Annotated in this window: 13 protein-coding genes; 5 read left to right on the top strand and 8 right to left on the bottom strand. The window is 70.1% G+C overall.

Features of this window, described 5'->3' with window-relative positions:
* Positions 1-112: 112 nt before the first annotated feature.
* Genes pcaD through ACFYTE_RS12320 form a run of 7 tightly spaced genes read right to left on the bottom strand, consistent with a single transcriptional unit; the run spans position 113 to position 6,695 of the window.
* Positions 113-1,252: a 3-oxoadipate enol-lactonase gene (gene pcaD, locus ACFYTE_RS12350; RefSeq protein ID WP_388708499.1), complete on the bottom strand. Its 1,140-nt coding sequence runs from the start codon at positions 1,250-1,252 to the stop codon at positions 113-115.
* A complete protein-coding gene (pcaB, locus tag ACFYTE_RS12345; protein WP_388709107.1) occupies positions 1,249-2,571 on the bottom strand; it encodes a 3-carboxy-cis,cis-muconate cycloisomerase in 1,323 nt (440 codons plus the stop codon). The genes pcaD and pcaB overlap by 4 nt, the downstream gene beginning before the upstream one ends.
* 41 nt (positions 2,572-2,612) lie before the next feature.
* Complete coding sequence (gene pcaG / locus ACFYTE_RS12340) at positions 2,613-3,218, bottom strand: protocatechuate 3,4-dioxygenase subunit alpha (protein ID WP_388708496.1); 606 nt, start codon at positions 3,216-3,218, stop codon at positions 2,613-2,615.
* A gap of 5 nt (positions 3,219-3,223) precedes the next feature.
* Entirely contained in the window at positions 3,224-3,997 is a 774-nt protein-coding gene (pcaH, locus tag ACFYTE_RS12335; RefSeq protein ID WP_388708494.1) for a protocatechuate 3,4-dioxygenase subunit beta, read from the bottom strand.
* A gap of 42 nt (positions 3,998-4,039) precedes the next feature.
* Complete coding sequence (locus ACFYTE_RS12330; protein WP_388709105.1) at positions 4,040-5,242, bottom strand: thiolase family protein; 1,203 nt, start codon at positions 5,240-5,242, stop codon at positions 4,040-4,042.
* A gap of 2 nt (positions 5,243-5,244) precedes the next feature.
* Positions 5,245-5,913 carry a 3-oxoacid CoA-transferase subunit B gene (locus ACFYTE_RS12325; RefSeq protein WP_388708492.1) on the bottom strand — a complete coding sequence of 223 codons (669 nt, stop codon included), beginning with the start codon at positions 5,911-5,913 and terminating at the stop codon, positions 5,245-5,247.
* The gene (locus tag ACFYTE_RS12320) at positions 5,913-6,695 is read right to left on the bottom strand and encodes a CoA transferase subunit A (RefSeq protein WP_388708489.1); all 783 of its coding nucleotides are present in this window, start codon (positions 6,693-6,695) and stop codon (positions 5,913-5,915) included. Before ACFYTE_RS12320 ends, ACFYTE_RS12325 begins: the two co-directional genes overlap by 1 nt.
* A gap of 234 nt (positions 6,696-6,929) precedes the next feature.
* Here ACFYTE_RS12320 and ACFYTE_RS12315 point away from each other — a divergent pair, with 234 nt between their 5' ends.
* The 3 genes from ACFYTE_RS12315 (at position 6,930) to ACFYTE_RS12305 (ending at position 9,662) form a co-directional block, all read left to right on the top strand.
* Positions 6,930-7,394 carry a MarR family winged helix-turn-helix transcriptional regulator gene (locus ACFYTE_RS12315; protein ID WP_388708486.1) on the top strand — a complete coding sequence of 155 codons (465 nt, stop codon included), beginning with the start codon at positions 6,930-6,932 and terminating at the stop codon, positions 7,392-7,394.
* A 246-nt stretch (positions 7,395-7,640) separates the two neighbouring features.
* On the top strand, positions 7,641-8,402 hold the full coding sequence (locus ACFYTE_RS12310) for an IclR family transcriptional regulator (protein ID WP_388708484.1): 762 nt from the start codon (positions 7,641-7,643) through the stop codon (positions 8,400-8,402).
* A 63-nt stretch (positions 8,403-8,465) separates the two neighbouring features.
* Positions 8,466-9,662 (top strand): 4-hydroxybenzoate 3-monooxygenase, encoded by a 1,197-nt coding sequence (locus ACFYTE_RS12305; RefSeq protein WP_388708481.1) that lies wholly within the window; start codon positions 8,466-8,468, stop codon positions 9,660-9,662.
* Positions 9,663-10,435: 773 nt separating this feature from the next.
* Here ACFYTE_RS12305 and ACFYTE_RS12300 read toward each other — a convergent pair.
* Positions 10,436-12,151 carry a GMC family oxidoreductase gene (locus ACFYTE_RS12300; protein WP_388708479.1) on the bottom strand — a complete coding sequence of 572 codons (1,716 nt, stop codon included), beginning with the start codon at positions 12,149-12,151 and terminating at the stop codon, positions 10,436-10,438.
* 484 nt (positions 12,152-12,635) lie between these two features.
* Here ACFYTE_RS12300 and ACFYTE_RS12295 point away from each other — a divergent pair, with 484 nt between their 5' ends.
* Together ACFYTE_RS12295 and ACFYTE_RS12290 are read left to right on the top strand one after the other, a co-directional pair.
* Positions 12,636-13,901, top strand: coding sequence for a Rieske 2Fe-2S domain-containing protein (locus ACFYTE_RS12295; RefSeq protein ID WP_388708476.1), 1,266 nt, complete (start codon positions 12,636-12,638; stop codon positions 13,899-13,901).
* A 7-nt stretch (positions 13,902-13,908) separates the two neighbouring features.
* Positions 13,909-14,871, top strand: coding sequence for a PDR/VanB family oxidoreductase (locus ACFYTE_RS12290; RefSeq protein WP_388708473.1), 963 nt, complete (start codon positions 13,909-13,911; stop codon positions 14,869-14,871).
* The last annotated feature ends 254 nt before the right edge of the window (positions 14,872-15,125 follow it).

The following is a 15,125-nucleotide window of genomic DNA, read 5'->3' as shown; positions in this document are numbered from 1 at the left end:
TCGGCTCTGCCGTTACCGCCGATGTCGGCGAATCGAGCATACTTGCGAAAGTAGTTGGACGCGTGCCCGGGTGGAGGCGAAACGCAGATCCGCGTTCCGCCCTCATTGTTTGTCAGGCCCGGTCTCCGTCGTTCTGTGCGAGTGCCCGTTGTGCCGCCGCAAACGCCGAGTTGGCTGCCGGGACGCCGCAGTAGACGGCCGTCTGTAGCAGCACTGCGCTGATCTCCTCCGGGGTGAGGCCGTTGCGGCGCGCCGCGCGGACGTGCATGGCCAGCTCGTCGTGGTGGCCGTGCGCGACGAGCGCCGTCATGGTGATCATGCTGCGTTCACGACGTGTCAGTGTCGGATCCGTCCAGATCTCGCCCCATGCGTAGCGGGAGATGAAGTCCTGGAACCGGGCCGTGAATCCGGTCTGCCGGGACTGCGCGCGGTCCACGTGCACGTCGCCGAGAACCTCCCGGCGCACTTCCATGCCACGCCGGGCGTCGCCGGAGAAATGGGCGCGCAGCGCCGTCAGGACGGCCTCAGGGCGTTCGGCGGGCGCCAGGTGTGAGGCGCCGGGGATTTCCACGAGGGCCGCGCCGGGTACCGTATCCGCGATCTCCCGCAGATGTGCGGGCGGCGTGGCCGGGTCCTGGCGTCCGGCGATGGCCAGTGTGGGGACGGTGATCTCCGGAAGGCGGTCGCGCAGGTCGAATGCGGCCAGTGCGTCGCAGCAGGCGGCGTACGCCTCCGGGTCCGTTCTTCGGTGGTCGTCCACCAGCCGAGGAACGGTGAAGCCAGGGGTGAACCAGCGTGCGTCCGCGGACTCGGAGAGCCTGGCGAGTCCCTCGCGGCGAACCAGCGCAGCGCGTTCCTTCCACGCCTTTGCCCCGTTGAAGTGGGCCGACGAGCAGATGACGGCCAGGGACGACACGCGCTGGGGATGGTGCAGTGCCAAGTGCAGGCCCACCGCACCGCCGAGTGAGACTCCGGCGTACGCGAACCGTTCGATGCCGAGGGCGTCGGCGAGCCGCAGCACCAGGCCGGCCAGGTCGGCCACTGTCGCGCCGGGGCCGGTCAGCCCGGCCGCCGAGCCGCCGTGCCCGGGCAGGTCCCAGCGCAGGACCCTGTGTGTGATGGACAGTTCGGGCGCCACCTTGTCCCACAGGGCGTAGGACGTGCCGAGCGAGGGTCCGAGGAGCAGCGGGGGAGCGGTCTTGGATCCTTCTGCGCGGTGGTTGAGGATCTTGTCGGAGGCGGAGGAGGTCAACGTCGCTCCAGGGCGCGGTCGGTGAGGGCTCCGGCGGAGCCGGTGTAACGGGCGGGGTCGGTCAGCCGGCCGAGGTCGAGGTCCGTCAGCTCCGGCTTCTCGGCGAGGAGTTCGGCCAGGGACCGGTCCTCGGTATACGTACGCTTGGCGGTCTCGGTGAGGAGTTCCTTCGCGCGGGTGCGGCCGAGTACGGGGGCCAGCTCGGCGGAGAGCCGCTCGGAGACGATCAGTCCGTGGGTGAGTCCGAGGTGTTCGCGCATGGCGTCCGGGTGCACCCGCAGGCCCTCGGTGAGTTCGGCGGCGTCCCGGGCGGCACCGCCGGCCAGCCGGAGCAGGTCCCTGAGCGGTTCCCACTCGGCGTGCCAGGCCCCGGCCGGCCGTTCGTCCTCGGCCACCAGCGCGCCGTACAGCGTGGCCGCGAGCTGTGGTGCGCGCCGGGCGGCGGCCGCGATCAGCGTCGAGCGCACCGGGTTCGCCTTGTGCGGCATGGCGGAGGAGCCGCCGCCGCTGCCCTCGGCGACCTCCGCGATCTCGGTGCGGGAGAGGATGAGGACGTCCGCTGCGAGCTTGCCCAGCGCGCCGGTGGTGAAGGCGAGGCATCCGGCGAGGTCGGCGATCGGTGTGCGCAGGGTGTGCCAGGGCAGCACCGGCGCCCGCAGCCCGAGTTCCCGGGCGTAGGCGGCGGGGAGCGCGGTCGCGTCGTCGGCCCCGTACGCGGTGAACGCCGCCAGCGTCCCGGCCGCGCCGCCGAGTTGGGCGGTCAGCGAGTCGCGTGCCGATGTCACCCGGTCCCGGGCGTCCAGCACCAGCGACCGCCATCCGGCGGCCTTGAGGCCGAACGTGGTGGGTACGGCGTGCTGGGTGAGTGTGCGGCCCGGCATCGGGGTGTCGCGGTGCTCGGCGGCCAGGCCGGCCAGGGCCCGCTGGGTGCGGTCGAGATCGGCGAGGAGCGGGGCCAGGGTACGCGCGGCGACCAGCATCATCGCCGTGTCCATGATGTCCTGGCTGGTTGCGCCCCGGTGCACATACGTGCCGTACGGATCGCCGACCGCCCGGGTCAGGTCCGCGACCAGCGGGATCACCGGGTTCCCGCCGGCCCGCGCCCGCTCGGCGAGGGACGCGAGGTCGAGGCGTTGGACGGCCGCCTCCGACACCGCGGCCACGGCTTCGTGCGGGGCGAGCCCCAGGGACGCCTGGGCCCGGGTCAGTGCCGTCTCCGCGTCGAGCAGCGCCCGCAGGAACGCGGTGTCGCCCGTCTCGGCGGCGGCCGGGGAGCCCGTCCAGCCGGGGCCGAGTAGACCGCCTCCGTGGCCGAGCAGACCGCCTCCGTGGCCAGCGATGCCCTCGGTGTCGGCTGATGTCACGTGAACTCCAGGAAGACCGTCTCGTCCTCGCCTTGAAGGCGGATGTCAAAACGGTAGGTGCTGTTGCCCTCGTCGTCGGCGATCAGCGTGCCGCGTCGTTTCTCGTCCAGCCGGGACAGCAGCGGGTCCGTGGACCACGCCGCGTTGCTGCCGGGCAGGTAGATCCGGGTGAACAGGTGGACGAGCAGACCACGTGCGAAGAGGCACACGCTGATGTACGGCGCGCTCTGCCCGCGGGCGCCGGGCCGCAGCGTACGCGCCGCCCAGTGGCCGTTGGCATCCACCTGGATGCGGCCGAAGCCGGTGAACTCCACGCCGTTGCGGCCCAGGAAGCCGCCGCTCGCCGGGTCGCGCCGCATCGAGCCGTCGACCCGGGGCAGGTTGCCGTCCGGGTCCGGGCCCCACAGTTCCAGGAAGGCGTCCGGCAGCGGCTCGCCCTCGCCGTCGTACACGTGGCCCTGGAGGGTGATGGTCCTGGGGTGGCCGGCGGGCGCGATGTCCTCGCCGCCGGGGAAGGGCAGTGCGTAGCCGTAGAAGGGGCCGACGGTGTGCGAGGGGGTGGGCAGCACGCGCTCCGGGGCCCCGGTGTCGATCTTCGTCATGGCGGTCAGTGCCCCTCTTCCGTCCAGGTGGCCCGCGGCCCGTCGAGCACGATGTCCCAGTGGTAGCCGAGGGAGAACTCCGGCATCGACAGGCTGTGGTCGTAGGTGGCGGCCAGCCGCTGCCGGGCCGCGTCGTCCGTGACGGACTGCAGGATCGGGTCGTACGGGAAGAGCGGGTCGTTCGGGAAGTACATCTGTGTCACCAGCCGCTGGGTGAATGCCGAGCCGAAGACGGAGAAGTGGATGTGTGCCGGCCGCCAGGCGTTGACGTGGTTGCGCCACGGGTACGGGCCCGGCCGGATCGTCGTGAAGTGGTAGAAGCCGTCCGCGTCGGTGAGGGTGCGGCCCACACCGGTGAAGTTCGGGTCCAGCGGGGCGTCGTGCTGCTCGCGCCGGTGGGCGTACCGCCCTGCCGAGTTGGCCTGCCAGATCTCCACCAGCTGGCCGCGCACGGGACGGCCGTCGCGGTCGAGCAGCCGGCCGGAGACGGTGATGCGCTCCCCGACGGGCTCGCCGGTGTGCTGCCGGGTGAGATCGTTGTCGATCTCGGTGATGTCGCGCTCCCCGAAGGCGGGGGAGGACAGTTCCGCCAGCTCCGGGTCCTTGGTGACGTCGATGGCCACTGGCGGCTGCTTGGGGTGGCGCAGCACCGAGGAGCGGTACGGCGCGTAGTCGCGGCGCGGGTGGTGTTCGACGGGTGCGCCGTCGGCGACCCGCTTCTGGTACGCGGCGTGCTCGGCCGCGATTTCCTGGTCGATGTCGTGCTGGGTGAGGGCCATGGGCGGCCGAACTCCTTTGTCCTGATGCGCGTGGGCCTTGGATCAGCGTTCGAGGACGAGGGCGAGGCCCTGGCCGACGCCGATGCAGAGGGCGGCGACGCCGGTGCCGCTGCCCTTGCGGGCGAGCTGGTGCGCGACGGTGCCGGCGAGACGCGCGCCGGAGGCGCCGAGCGGGTGACCGAGGGCGATGGCGCCGCCCCGCGGGTTGAGGATCGCCGGGTCGAACTCCGGCCACTCGGCCACACAGCCGAGGACCTGGGCGGCGAACGCCTCGTTCAGCTCCAGTACGTCCAGGTCGGCGTAGGACTTCCCGGCCTTGGCAAGGGCGCGGTCGGTGGCCTCCACGGGGGCGAGTCCGAAGTAGTGCGGGTCGATGCCGGAGACTCCGGTCGCCGAGACACGGGCGAGTGGCTGGCGGCCGGTGGCCTTCAGACCCTGCTCATCGACCAGCAGCAGCGCGGCAGCGCCATCGTTGAGCGGTGAGGCGTTGCCCGCTGTCACGGTGCCGTTCTCCTTGCGGAACGACGGTTTGAGCTGGGCCATCTTCTGGAGAGAGGTGTCGGGGCGGACGCACTCGTCGGCCGTGTGGAGCACCGGATCGCCCTTGCGCTGAGGTACGGGTACCGGAGCGAGCTCGGCGTCGAACAGGCCCTCGGCCTGCGCCTTGGCCGCTTTGCGGTGGGAGCCGAGGGCGAATTCGTCCTGCTGTTCACGGCCGATCTTGTACTTGTCGGCGATGAGTTCGGCCGACTCGCCCAGCGGGATCGTCCACTGTGGTTCCATCCTCGGGTTGACCATGCGCCAGCCCAGGGTGGTGGAGTACAGCTCGGTGTGCCCGGCTGGGAAAGGCTTGTCGTTCTTGGGCAGTACGTACGGGGCGCGCGTCATCGACTCCACGCCGCCGGCAAGGACGATGTGCGCGTCGCCGCAGGCGATGGCGCGGGCCGCCTGGATCACGGCCTCAAGGCCGGAGGCGCACAGCCGGTTGACGGTCGCACCGGGCACGGAGGTGGGCAGGCCGGCCAGCAGGGCGGCCATGCGGGCGACGTTGCGGTTCTCCTCGCCGGCGCCGTTGGCGTTGCCGAAGCAGACATCCTCGATGCGCGAGTGGTCGAGGTCGGGCGTACGGGCGAGGAGTTCGCGGATGACGTGGGCGGCGAGGTCGTCCGGGCGGACCGAGGCAAGGGCGCCGTTGTAGCGGCCGATGGGAGTGCGGACGGCATCGACGATGTAGACGTCACGCAGACTCATGACGCGACCTCCTCGGTGATCTCTTCGAGTTCTTCCGCGACGCGGACCTCGGCGGCGGTCTTCGCGACGATCTCTTTCACGGTGACGCCCGGCGCCCTCTCCACGAGCGCCAGCCCGTCGGGGGTCACGTCCAGCACACCGAGATCGGTGATGATCCGGTTGACGCACGCCCTGCCCGTCAGCGGCAGTGCGCACGTGGTCAGGATCTTCGGTGAGCCGTCCTTCGCGGTGTGTGTCATGACGACGATGACGGAGCGGGCGCCGTGCACCAGGTCCATCGCGCCGCCGATACCGGTGATCATCTTGCCGGGGACGGCCCAGTTCGCCAGGTCCCCCTTCTCGGAGACCTGCATGGCACCGAGCACGGCGACGTCGATGTGCCCGCCGCGGATCATCGAGAACGACAGGGACGAGTCGAAGAAGGAAGCGCCCGGCAGGACCGTGACGGTCTCCTTGCCCGCGTTGATCAGATCTGGGTCGACCTGGTCCTCCGTCGGGTATGGACCGGTGCCCAGGATGCCGTTCTCCGACTCAAGGACCACCTGGACGTTCGCCGGGAGGCAGTTGGGGATCAATGTCGGCAGGCCGATGCCGAGGTTGACGTACTGGCCGTCCTCCAGCTCACGGGCCGCGCGGGCGGCCATCTCCTCGCGTGTCCAGGCCATCAGCCGCTCACCGTCCCTCGTGCCAAAGGCGTGGAAATCGTGCGCCGTTCGATCTGCTTGTCCGCCGCCTGCTCCGGGGCGAGCACGACCACCCGCTGCACGAAGATGCCCGGCAGATGCACCGCGTCCGGATCGATCTCGCCGGGTTCGACGAGTTCCTCGACCTCGGCGATCGTAACGCGCCCGGCCATCGCGGCCAGCGGATTGAAGTTCCGCGAGGACTTGCTGAAGACGAGGTTGCCGTGCCGGTCACCCCTGGCGGCCCGTACGAGGGCGAAGTCGGTGCGGATGCCACGCTCCAGCACGTACTCGGTGCCGTCGAACTCGCGGACCTCCTTCGGCGGCGAAGCAAGCTCCACTCCGCCGTTCCCGTCGTAGCGCCACGGCAGCCCGCCGTCGGCGACCTGCGTGCCGACACCGGCCGGGGTGTAGAAGGCGGGGATCCCGGCACCGCCGGCGCGCAGCCGCTCGGCCAGCGTGCCCTGAGGGATCATCTCGACCTCCAGCTCACCGGCCAGGTACTGCCGCGCGAACTCCTTGTTCGCCCCGATGTACGACCCGGTCACGCGTGCGATCCGGCCGGCCGTCAGCAGCACCGCGAGTCCCGAGTCCAGCGCTCCGCAGTTGTTGGACACCACGCCCAGTCCGCCGACCCCGCGTTCGTACAGCGCATGGATCAGTACATTCGGTACGCCGCTCAACCCGAATCCGCCGACCGCCAGCGACGCGCCGTCCGGCACGTCGGTCACCGCCTCAGCGGCTGTCGGCACCACCTTGTCCATCGGTGCAGCCTCATCTCTCCGTGGGCGGGATAGTCAGTGTACTGATTGTTCTGGTGAGGTTTCCGTACGCTGCCACTTCCCGGGATGGCCGTCAAGACTTCAGGGAAAACCTGGTCAAGCGTGTACGACCCGCAAAGAACCTGCAGCGCACACATCAGTCGCCTGTTATCGTTCAGTGCACTGAATGAATCCGCGGGAGGATCGCCGCGCGGATGCCTGATTCGAGGAGCACAGATGGCGGCGGTGGACTTGAACTCCCACCCCGGGCACCTCGCCCGGCGGCTCCAGCAGGCGCACCACCTGCTGTGGAACACGATGGTCTCCGAGGAGATCACCTCACCGCAGTTCGCCGTACTCAACACACTCGTCGCCGAACCCGGTCTCGATCAGCGCACGGTGGGGGACCGGGTCGGCCTCGACCGCTCCACCATCGCCGAGGTGATCAGCCGACTCATCCGGCGCGGGTTCCTCGACAAGGTCCGTGATCCGCAGGACGGCCGACGCTTCCTGCTGCGTCTGACCGACGACGGCGCACGTGTCCACCGCAAGCTGACAGTGCGCACCGCGCGGATGAACCAGGTTTTCCTGGCGCCGCTCTCCGCCGAGGAGCAGACCCTGTTCCTCGCCCTCATCCAGCGCGTGGCCTCCGCCGCTGATGAGCTCCGCGCTCCGGCGGACCACCTCGTCACGCGAACCTGAGAAAGGCGATCCACCTATGGTCGGGCTGGGCCACACCACTCACGCCTGGCCGCCGGTGAACTTCGTCGCCGTTCGCCGCAGCGGAAATCGCAGCCGGCGTGATGATGCGGCCGCGTCACAGCACGGTTCGGCCGACCGGTGTACAGGCCGTACGGGAGGCAGTTGTCGGCCGCGGCAGGCAGTCCGTGCGGAGCGGTGATGAGCCGCTGCCCGCGCTCACCGTCCATCGATCGGAGGATGCCGGCCATGGCAGGCAACGCTGCGAGACCCGGGCGCTCAGTGACCAGCCGTGCGCTGGCGATTCTTGGGTCCTTCGACGAGCGGCACCGTCAGCTCGGCCTCACCGACCTCGCCGCCCGGGCCGACCTTCCTGCCGCGACCGCGCACCGTCTCGTCGCTGAACTCGTCGCCTGGGGGGCGCTGAGCCGCGCCGAGTCGGGGAAGTACGTTGTCGGGCGCCGACTTTGGGACATCGGCCTGCTCGCGCCGGTGCACACGGGGCTCGGGCAGATCGCCTCGCCGTACCTTCACGATCTGTACGGCGCGACTCGGGCCACCGTGCACCTCGCGGTACGCGACGGCCGACAGGCGCTGTACGTCGACCGGCTCTCCGGACATGCCTCGGTGCCGGTGGTCAGCGCGATCGGCTCACGCCTGCCGCTGCACGCGACGGGAGTCGGGAAGATACTGCTCGCGCACGCGCCGGCCGATGTCCAGGGCGAGGTGCTCGACGACCTGCCACGGATGACGCCGTACACGGTGAGCCAGCCAGGCCGGTTGCGTCGCCAGCTGGAGAAGATACGCGAGGACGACTTCGCCACGACGGTGGAGGAGATGACTCTGGGCGCGTGCTCGGCGGCCGTGCCGATCCGGGCCGGTGGTGACGTCGTGGCGGCGCTCGGGGTCGTGGTACCCAGCCTCAAACAGGACCGGGTACGGTTGGTCGGCGCCCTGCAGGTGGCGGCCCGGGGTATCGGGCGCAGTATCCCCGGACCGGTCGTCGGCTGACCGGCTTCCACTGGACGGAAGAACATGGTGGCCGAGGCCGGCCCGGCGGCTCAAGAATGCGCCATGACCTCCTCGCGTACTCAAAGCCGCACGCAGATCGGAATCGTCGGGGCCGGCCCCGCCGGGCTCATGCTCTCCCACCTGCTCGCCCGTGCCGGGATCGACTCGGTAGTGGTCGATCTGCGGAGCCGCCGGGAGATCGAAGAGACCCACCGCGCCGGGATACTTGAGCAGGACTCGGTCGACCTGCTGGTCGGCACCGGCGTCTCCGACCGGGTGCACCGGGACGGTTACCGCCACGACGGCATCGAACTGGCCTTCGGCGGGGGCAGCCATCGGATCGACTTCCAGAGCCTGGTCGGTGCCTCGACCCAGCTCTACCCGCAGACAGACGTCTTCATCGACCTCGCCGACGCCCGGATGCGCGACGGGGGCGACGTCCGGTTCGGCGTCACCGACGTGTCGGTCGACGACATCCTCTCCGATGCTCCGGTCATGCGGTTCACCGACGCCGACGGCGTCGGCCACGAGGTTCGCGCCGACTTCCTCGTGGGCGCCGACGGATCGCGGAGCCTGTGCCGCCTGGCGGTGCCGGAAGCCGCGCGCACGCAGTACTTCCGCGAATACCCCTTCGCCTGGTTCGGGATCCTCACCGAGGCACCGCCCAGCGCACCAGAGCTGATCTACAGCCACTCCCCGAGAGGCTTCGCGCTGATCAGCCAGCGCACCGAGAGCCTCCAGCGGATGTACTTCCAGTGCGATCCCTCGGAGGACGCCGACGACTGGTCCGACGACCGGATCTGGAACGAGCTCCAGTCACGGGTCGGGGCCAACGGCCACCGTCTCATGGAGGGGCCGATCACCTCCAAGACCGTGCTGCCTTTCCGCAGCTTCGTCCAGGAGCCGATGCACCACGGGCGGCTGCTGCTGGCTGGCGACGCCGCGCACACGGTGCCACCGACCGGTGCCAAGGGCCTCAACCTGGCCCTCGCCGACGTACGCGTGCTGGCCGAGGAGCTCAAGAAGGCGGTCGCGGACGGTGCCACCACACCGCTCACGGCCTACAGCGAGCGGGCACTGCGTCGCGTCTGGAAGGCCCAGCACTTCTCCTACTGGATGACCACCATGCTGCACACGCTGCCGGGCTCCACCCCGTTCGACCTCCGGCGCCAGGAGGGCGAGCTGGCCGCGGTGACCGGTTCCACCGCCGGGTCGGCCTACCTCGCCGAGGCTTACACCGGCTGGCCGGAAGGGCGATGAGCAGGCCATTGACCTGTAGGGTCCGGCCGCGAACCGGTTCGGCGCCGATGTCACCGGCTTCCCCGCCGACCCTGCGGATGTCCTCGCCCCGGCCAAGCCCATGGGCCCGTGTGAGTCCGATGCCGGCACGAGCGGCCTGCGTCACAGCTGACGGAGCGGAATGGGGGACACTCTCCCCGTCGACGGGCCAGGCTTTCAAGGCGAGCACTCAGGTTCACTGATCTGATGGACTCGGTGTCCCGTCGGTTCGACGCGCCGGTGATCTTCTCGATACGCCGCTTTGAGCGGCTCGCGGCGAGACAAATGACGTAAGGGCGGGACGTCGCCGACCGATCGATGGCAGGCGTTGGCGGCGTCAGCCGCCGTGCCCGCCCCGGTGACACCTGGCGCGCTGTTCAGCCAGGAACCAGCCCTGTGCTGCCGGGTGATGGCCAGCGGAGAGGGCGCCCCGCGCGGTGGTGGCCGGGGGCAGGCCCCGTTCATGTAGGGGGCGCGGTCCAGGCTGTACGCGGGGCCGCTCACCCGCTTGTGGGTGGCGTACATGTGCTCGCCGATGAGCGGGCCGACCACCGGGAGGAGGGGGTCGATCTGCTGCGGGTTGGCGACGGCCCTCGCCAGAGTCGCGGCGAAGCCCGCGAACCGTGAGGTCGGCATGCCGGCCACGGTGGCTGTGTGGGCCTTGGGGTCTTAGGAACATCCGCGTCAGATCGTGCGCCAAGCGTTCGTCGGCATCACCCTGGCCTGCTTCATCCGGTCGCGCACCGCGGTCTCGGTCAGGTCGAAGTCCTTGGCGACCTGATGACGGACAGCGTCCTCCTGAGGCCGATACCCCTGATCTTCGATGTCCGTGAAAGTGGATCAAGACCAGTGGTGGGCACGCCGAGGACGAGGTCCGACGCCTTCTCGGCGATGGCGATGATGGTGGCGTTGATGTTGGCTCCCGGGACGCTCGGGAACACCGACGCGTCGACCACTCGAAGGCCTGTGACGCCGCGGACCCGAAGGTCGAGGTCGACCACGGCGTCCTCGCCGGTGCCCAGGGCGCAGGTGCCGCAGGAGTGGTTGGCCGGGCCAGCGTGGGCGCGCAGGAACTCCTCGTACTCGCGGTCGCTGCGTACGTCGGGACCGGGGGCGAGTTCTGCCGAGATCATCGGGGCCATCTCGGGGGCCGCCAGGATCTCCCGCGTGGTGCGTATGGTCTCGCGCAGGGCGACGAGGTCCGCGTGCTCGGTGAGGAGATTGAACGTGATGCGGGGCGCCGCCATGGGGTCGGCGGAGGCGAGTTCGACCCTGCCGCGGCTCACCGGGTTGCACACTGCGTTGAGGGCCAGGCAGTGGCGGGAGGTCAGGGGCGACAGCCCGGGGAACCAGGGCCGGGCGTCGAATCCTCCGGCGATGATTCCGAGGAATCCGTCGGGGCGGTCGAGGCCCTCGCGTGAACGCGTGTAGACGGAGAGGAACTCCGGCATCTCGGCCATGGGACCGGTTCCGGCCACGAGCCAGCGAGCCATGCTCCGCACCAGGCGGTCGGCGCGGAGGTGCTCGTGGAAGGTCACCGGTTCCGTCACGTTGAACAGCACCGGAGCCGACGGGTGTTCCTGCAAATTGGCCCCGACGCCCCGGAGGTCGACCACCGGGGTGATGCCGTTCTCGCGCAGCTGGTCGGCGGGCCCGATACCCGAACGCATCAGCAGCTGCGGGGAATTGAAGGTACCCGCGCACAGCACGACCTCGCGGGCCGCACGCACGGTCCGCTGTCGGCCGTTCTCGACGACGCGCACACCGGTCGCGCGGCCGCCGTCGAGGACGAGCGAGTCCACCAGCGCGCCGGTGAGCAGCGTCAGATTCGGGCGTCGGCGCAGCGCGGGGCGCAGGTAGGCGGCGGCGGTGCTGTGCCGCCGGCCACGTCGGAGCGCGACCTCGTTCGGCCCCACGCCCGTCGGGTCTCCGGCCTGGGTGTCGGCTGGGAAACCGATGCCCAGTGTGCGCGCGGCACCCGCCAGGCGGTGCCCGAAGACGCCGACGCCCGACCGGGTCGAGACCGTGATGGGCCCGCTGCCACCGTGGTACTCGTCACTGCCGCGCCAACTGGTCTCACAGCGGCGGAAGTACGGCAGGAGGTCGTCCCAACCCCAGCCCGGCGCACCGTTGTTCGCCCAGTCGTCATAGTCCAGGCGGTGCGCCCGCACATGTGTCGCGCCGTTGATGGAACCGCTGCCGCCGACCAGACGACCGCGCGGCACCGGTACCTGACGATCCATCAGTCCCGGCTCGGGCTCCGTCCGGTAGCTCCAACTGATGTCCTCACGGCCGGACAGGAGGCCGACCCCCAGCGGAAACCTGACCATCCAACTCCGGTCGGCCGGCGGCCCGGCCTCGACCAGCAGAACGGTCGCGTCGGCGGCTGCCGACAGTCGCGATGCCATGACGCACCCGGCGGAGCCGGCTCCGACGACGACGTAGTCGTACTCGTCGCTTCCGGCGGTCATGAGGAAGGTCCAGACATCATCGTCTCCTTCTACGGACCCCGATCTTCGATCTTGGGGGCGGTCTGCGGGGGAGGAGGGCACGTGGTGGCGGGACCGCACGGGCAAGTGCCGGACTCTCCTGTGGTGCGCGTCGCACGGTGGAAGGGGGATCACGAGGCAACGGCGCGGTCCGGACCCGGCCCCTACCTCAGCACGGACCCAACGTAACAGCCGCTCGCTTCGGCGCACAGGGGATGGACAGTTTTTCATCCAGCGAGGTCAGAGGCGTTGACAGTTTTTCATCCAGGCCGTAGAACCGGATGAAACCGTCTTATGGGCGACCTTGCACCGCGGCCTGACCGACTACGTCGGCGTGCCGCCGGACGACCCGGCCCAGCCATGGCACAGGCCGACCTCTCACATCCCAGTTTCAGGAGCCGCGCCCCCATACGGACCTGAGTCCGCGGCCTTCCTGCCGCCTGCACCAACGAGGAGATGGTCGAGAATGAGCGACACCGCGATCGACACGGGAACCGGCCACGGGCGGCCGCGTCCCACCCACCACGCACGACTGACCGAGGTCGGACCGGGCACGCCCATGGGCGGGGCGCTGCGCCGCTACTGGCAGCCGATCGCCAGTTCCGCCGCGTTGACCAGTGACGTTCCGCACCGCACCCGGATCCTGGGAGAGGACCTGATCGTCTTCCGTGACGGCCAGGGACGCCCCGGTGTCGTCTTCGAACGCTGTGCACACCGCGGTAGCAGCCTGTACTACGGGCGGATCGAGGAGGACGGCATCCGCTGCTGCTACCACGGCTGGAAGTTCGACGTGCAGGGCCACTGCGTGGAGCAGGCATGCGAGGCCGGTGGCGGACTGCGCCGCCATCTCGCCCGCCAGCCGTGGTATCCCGTCGAGGAGCGGTACGGTCTCGTCTTCGTCTACATGGGACCGCCCGAGCGCAAACCCGCCCTCCCACGCTGGGACTGCCTCGAGCATCTTCAGGAAGGGGAGACGTACCACAGCACCTGGCCGATCCCGGGCTCAGAGGTCACCGGTGCGGTGGGCGACTTCAACTGGCTCCAGGCCTACGAGAACGCGGTCGACCCGGTACACGCCGCCTGGCTGCACTCGGCGCACAGCGGCTACCAGTTCGAAGGAGTGGGGACCACCGGATTTCCCGAGAGCTACTTCGACCACCGGACCATCGCCGACCGCCTCACCTATGCCCGTACCGACTACGGGGTGAAGTATGTCCAGGCCTACCAGGACGACGCCGACCAGGAACCGGTCGATCTGGAGTGGCGGGTGGAAGTCCAGCTGCCGAACGTCATCGCCCTCCCGGATTTCGTCAACGTCATCCCTGACGCCCCGCACGACATGCTGATCTGGGTCGTCCCGGTCGACGACACCCACCACCGGGCATTCTTCTCCGCCCGCGCCTCAGACCCCGGTCGGGTCGCACGTCTGGCTCTCGGCATCAAGCAGAACGGCAAGTTCCCGTGGGAACTCAGCCCGGAGGAGAGCCGGCGCTTCCCCGGTGACTTCGAGGCCCAGCGGTCACAGGGGGACATCACCCAGCACTCGGAGGAGACACTGGCCCCCTCCGACCGTGGCGTCGTGATGCTCCGCCGGATGCTGCGCACCATGGTCGACGACGTGGAGTCAGGACGGGATCCGCTGGGCGTGCATGCGGCCGGTGAAGAGATCCGCCGTGTCGAGTCCGGCGTCTTCACCGCCGCGAGGACCGAGGCCGCCACGGCGGGAGCGTGACCCGCGAATGACCACCACCTGGACCGAGTCGGTCGTCGTGACCCGCCAGGACCCCACTCCCAGGATCGCCGTCTTCGAGCTGGCCCGAGCCGATGGTGCGGAGCTCTGGGACTACGAGCCCGGGGCGCACATCGACGTGATGGCCGGCGCGGACGGCCTGATCCGGCAGTACTCCCTGTGCGGTCCTGCGGGCGTGCGCAAGCAGTATCGCCTGGCTGTACTCAATGAGCAGGCCTCACGTGGAGGGTCGCGCGCGATGCACGCCCTGGCCGAGGGCGACACCGTACGGATCTCCGCGCCGCGCAACCGCTTCGGTCTGGCCCCGGTGAGGCGGCACGTCCTCCTCGCCGGGGGCATCGGCATCACCCCGCTGCTGGCGATGAGCCTGGCACTGGACGCCGCCGGCGGCGACTACCACCTGCACTACTGCGCCCGGACCCGCGCCGAGGCGGCGTTCGCCACCGAGTTGCAGAACAACCCGCGGGTCAGTCTGCATTTCGACGACGAGCCGGCCGGCCAGCGCCTGGACCTGGCCCGTGACCTGGGACCGCCTCAGTCCGACACCGCGCTGTACGCATGCGGTCCGGGCGGCTTCATGGACCATGTGCTCGGACGTGCGGCGGAGCTGGGATGGCCGCCGTCCGCTCTGCACAAGGAGCGCTTCTCCGCGGCGGCCGCCGACCTGCAGGACGGAGCACCGGCTTCGGGCGCCTTCACCGTGCGCCTGGCCTCCACCGGGGCGGAGTACCGGATCGGCGGGGAAGAGACCATCCTCGACGTCCTGCTGGACAACGGCGTGGACGCGCCCTACTCCTGTCGGCAGGGCATCTGCGGGGAGTGCGTTGTACGTGTGCTCGCCGGCGAACCCGACCACCGGGACGATGTCCTGACCGACGCGGAGCGCGCGGACGGCATGTTTACTTTGTGCTCCTCGCGGGCGCGTTCCCCCCACCTGGAGGTGGATCTGTGATATCCACGCCAGAAGACGGCAAGGCCCTGGCGGGCGCGGCTCCGTCCTGGTGGAGGCGGCGCAGGAGGCACGGCCCTCGTTTCCTGCCCGCAGGCGTCCCGCCTCGCCTTCGTTCCGGACGCGACATGCTTCGTCACTCAGACCGTTGTCACCAGGGTCTGAGGTGAGGCCGGGGGAGGGCTGGATGCTCGCCCCTTGCCGATGGCTCGTCGGCTGCCGCCGGGCTGAACACCTGCCTCACCGTCGGTTGGTTC

The organism is Streptomyces sp. NPDC004629 (assembly GCF_042873595.1).
In the GTDB taxonomy this organism is placed as follows: Bacteria; Actinomycetota; Actinomycetes; order Streptomycetales; family Streptomycetaceae; genus Streptomyces.
This window is presented reverse-complemented; position numbering and strand designations above follow the sequence as displayed.

Excerpts from the sequence above, each read along its gene's own strand:
- pcaG (WP_388708496.1), bottom strand. The coding sequence starts at position 3,218 with ATGACGAAGATCGACACCGGGGCCCCGGAGCGCGTGCTGCCCACCCCC.
- pcaH (WP_388708494.1), bottom strand. The coding sequence starts at position 3,997 with ATGGCCCTCACCCAGCACGACATCGACCAGGAAATCGCGGCCGAGCAC.
- ACFYTE_RS12325 (WP_388708492.1), bottom strand. The coding sequence starts at position 5,913 with ATGGCCTGGACACGCGAGGAGATGGCCGCCCGCGCGGCCCGTGAGCTG.
- ACFYTE_RS12320 (WP_388708489.1), bottom strand. The coding sequence starts at position 6,695 with ATGGACAAGGTGGTGCCGACAGCCGCTGAGGCGGTGACCGACGTGCCG.
- ACFYTE_RS12315 (WP_388708486.1), top strand. The coding sequence starts at position 6,930 with ATGGCGGCGGTGGACTTGAACTCCCACCCCGGGCACCTCGCCCGGCGG.
- ACFYTE_RS12310 (WP_388708484.1), top strand. The coding sequence starts at position 7,641 with ATGGCAGGCAACGCTGCGAGACCCGGGCGCTCAGTGACCAGCCGTGCG.
- ACFYTE_RS12305 (WP_388708481.1), top strand. The coding sequence starts at position 8,466 with ATGACCTCCTCGCGTACTCAAAGCCGCACGCAGATCGGAATCGTCGGG.
- ACFYTE_RS12300 (WP_388708479.1), bottom strand. The coding sequence starts at position 12,151 with ATGACCGCCGGAAGCGACGAGTACGACTACGTCGTCGTCGGAGCCGGC.
- ACFYTE_RS12295 (WP_388708476.1), top strand. The coding sequence starts at position 12,636 with ATGAGCGACACCGCGATCGACACGGGAACCGGCCACGGGCGGCCGCGT.
- ACFYTE_RS12290 (WP_388708473.1), top strand. The coding sequence starts at position 13,909 with ATGACCACCACCTGGACCGAGTCGGTCGTCGTGACCCGCCAGGACCCC.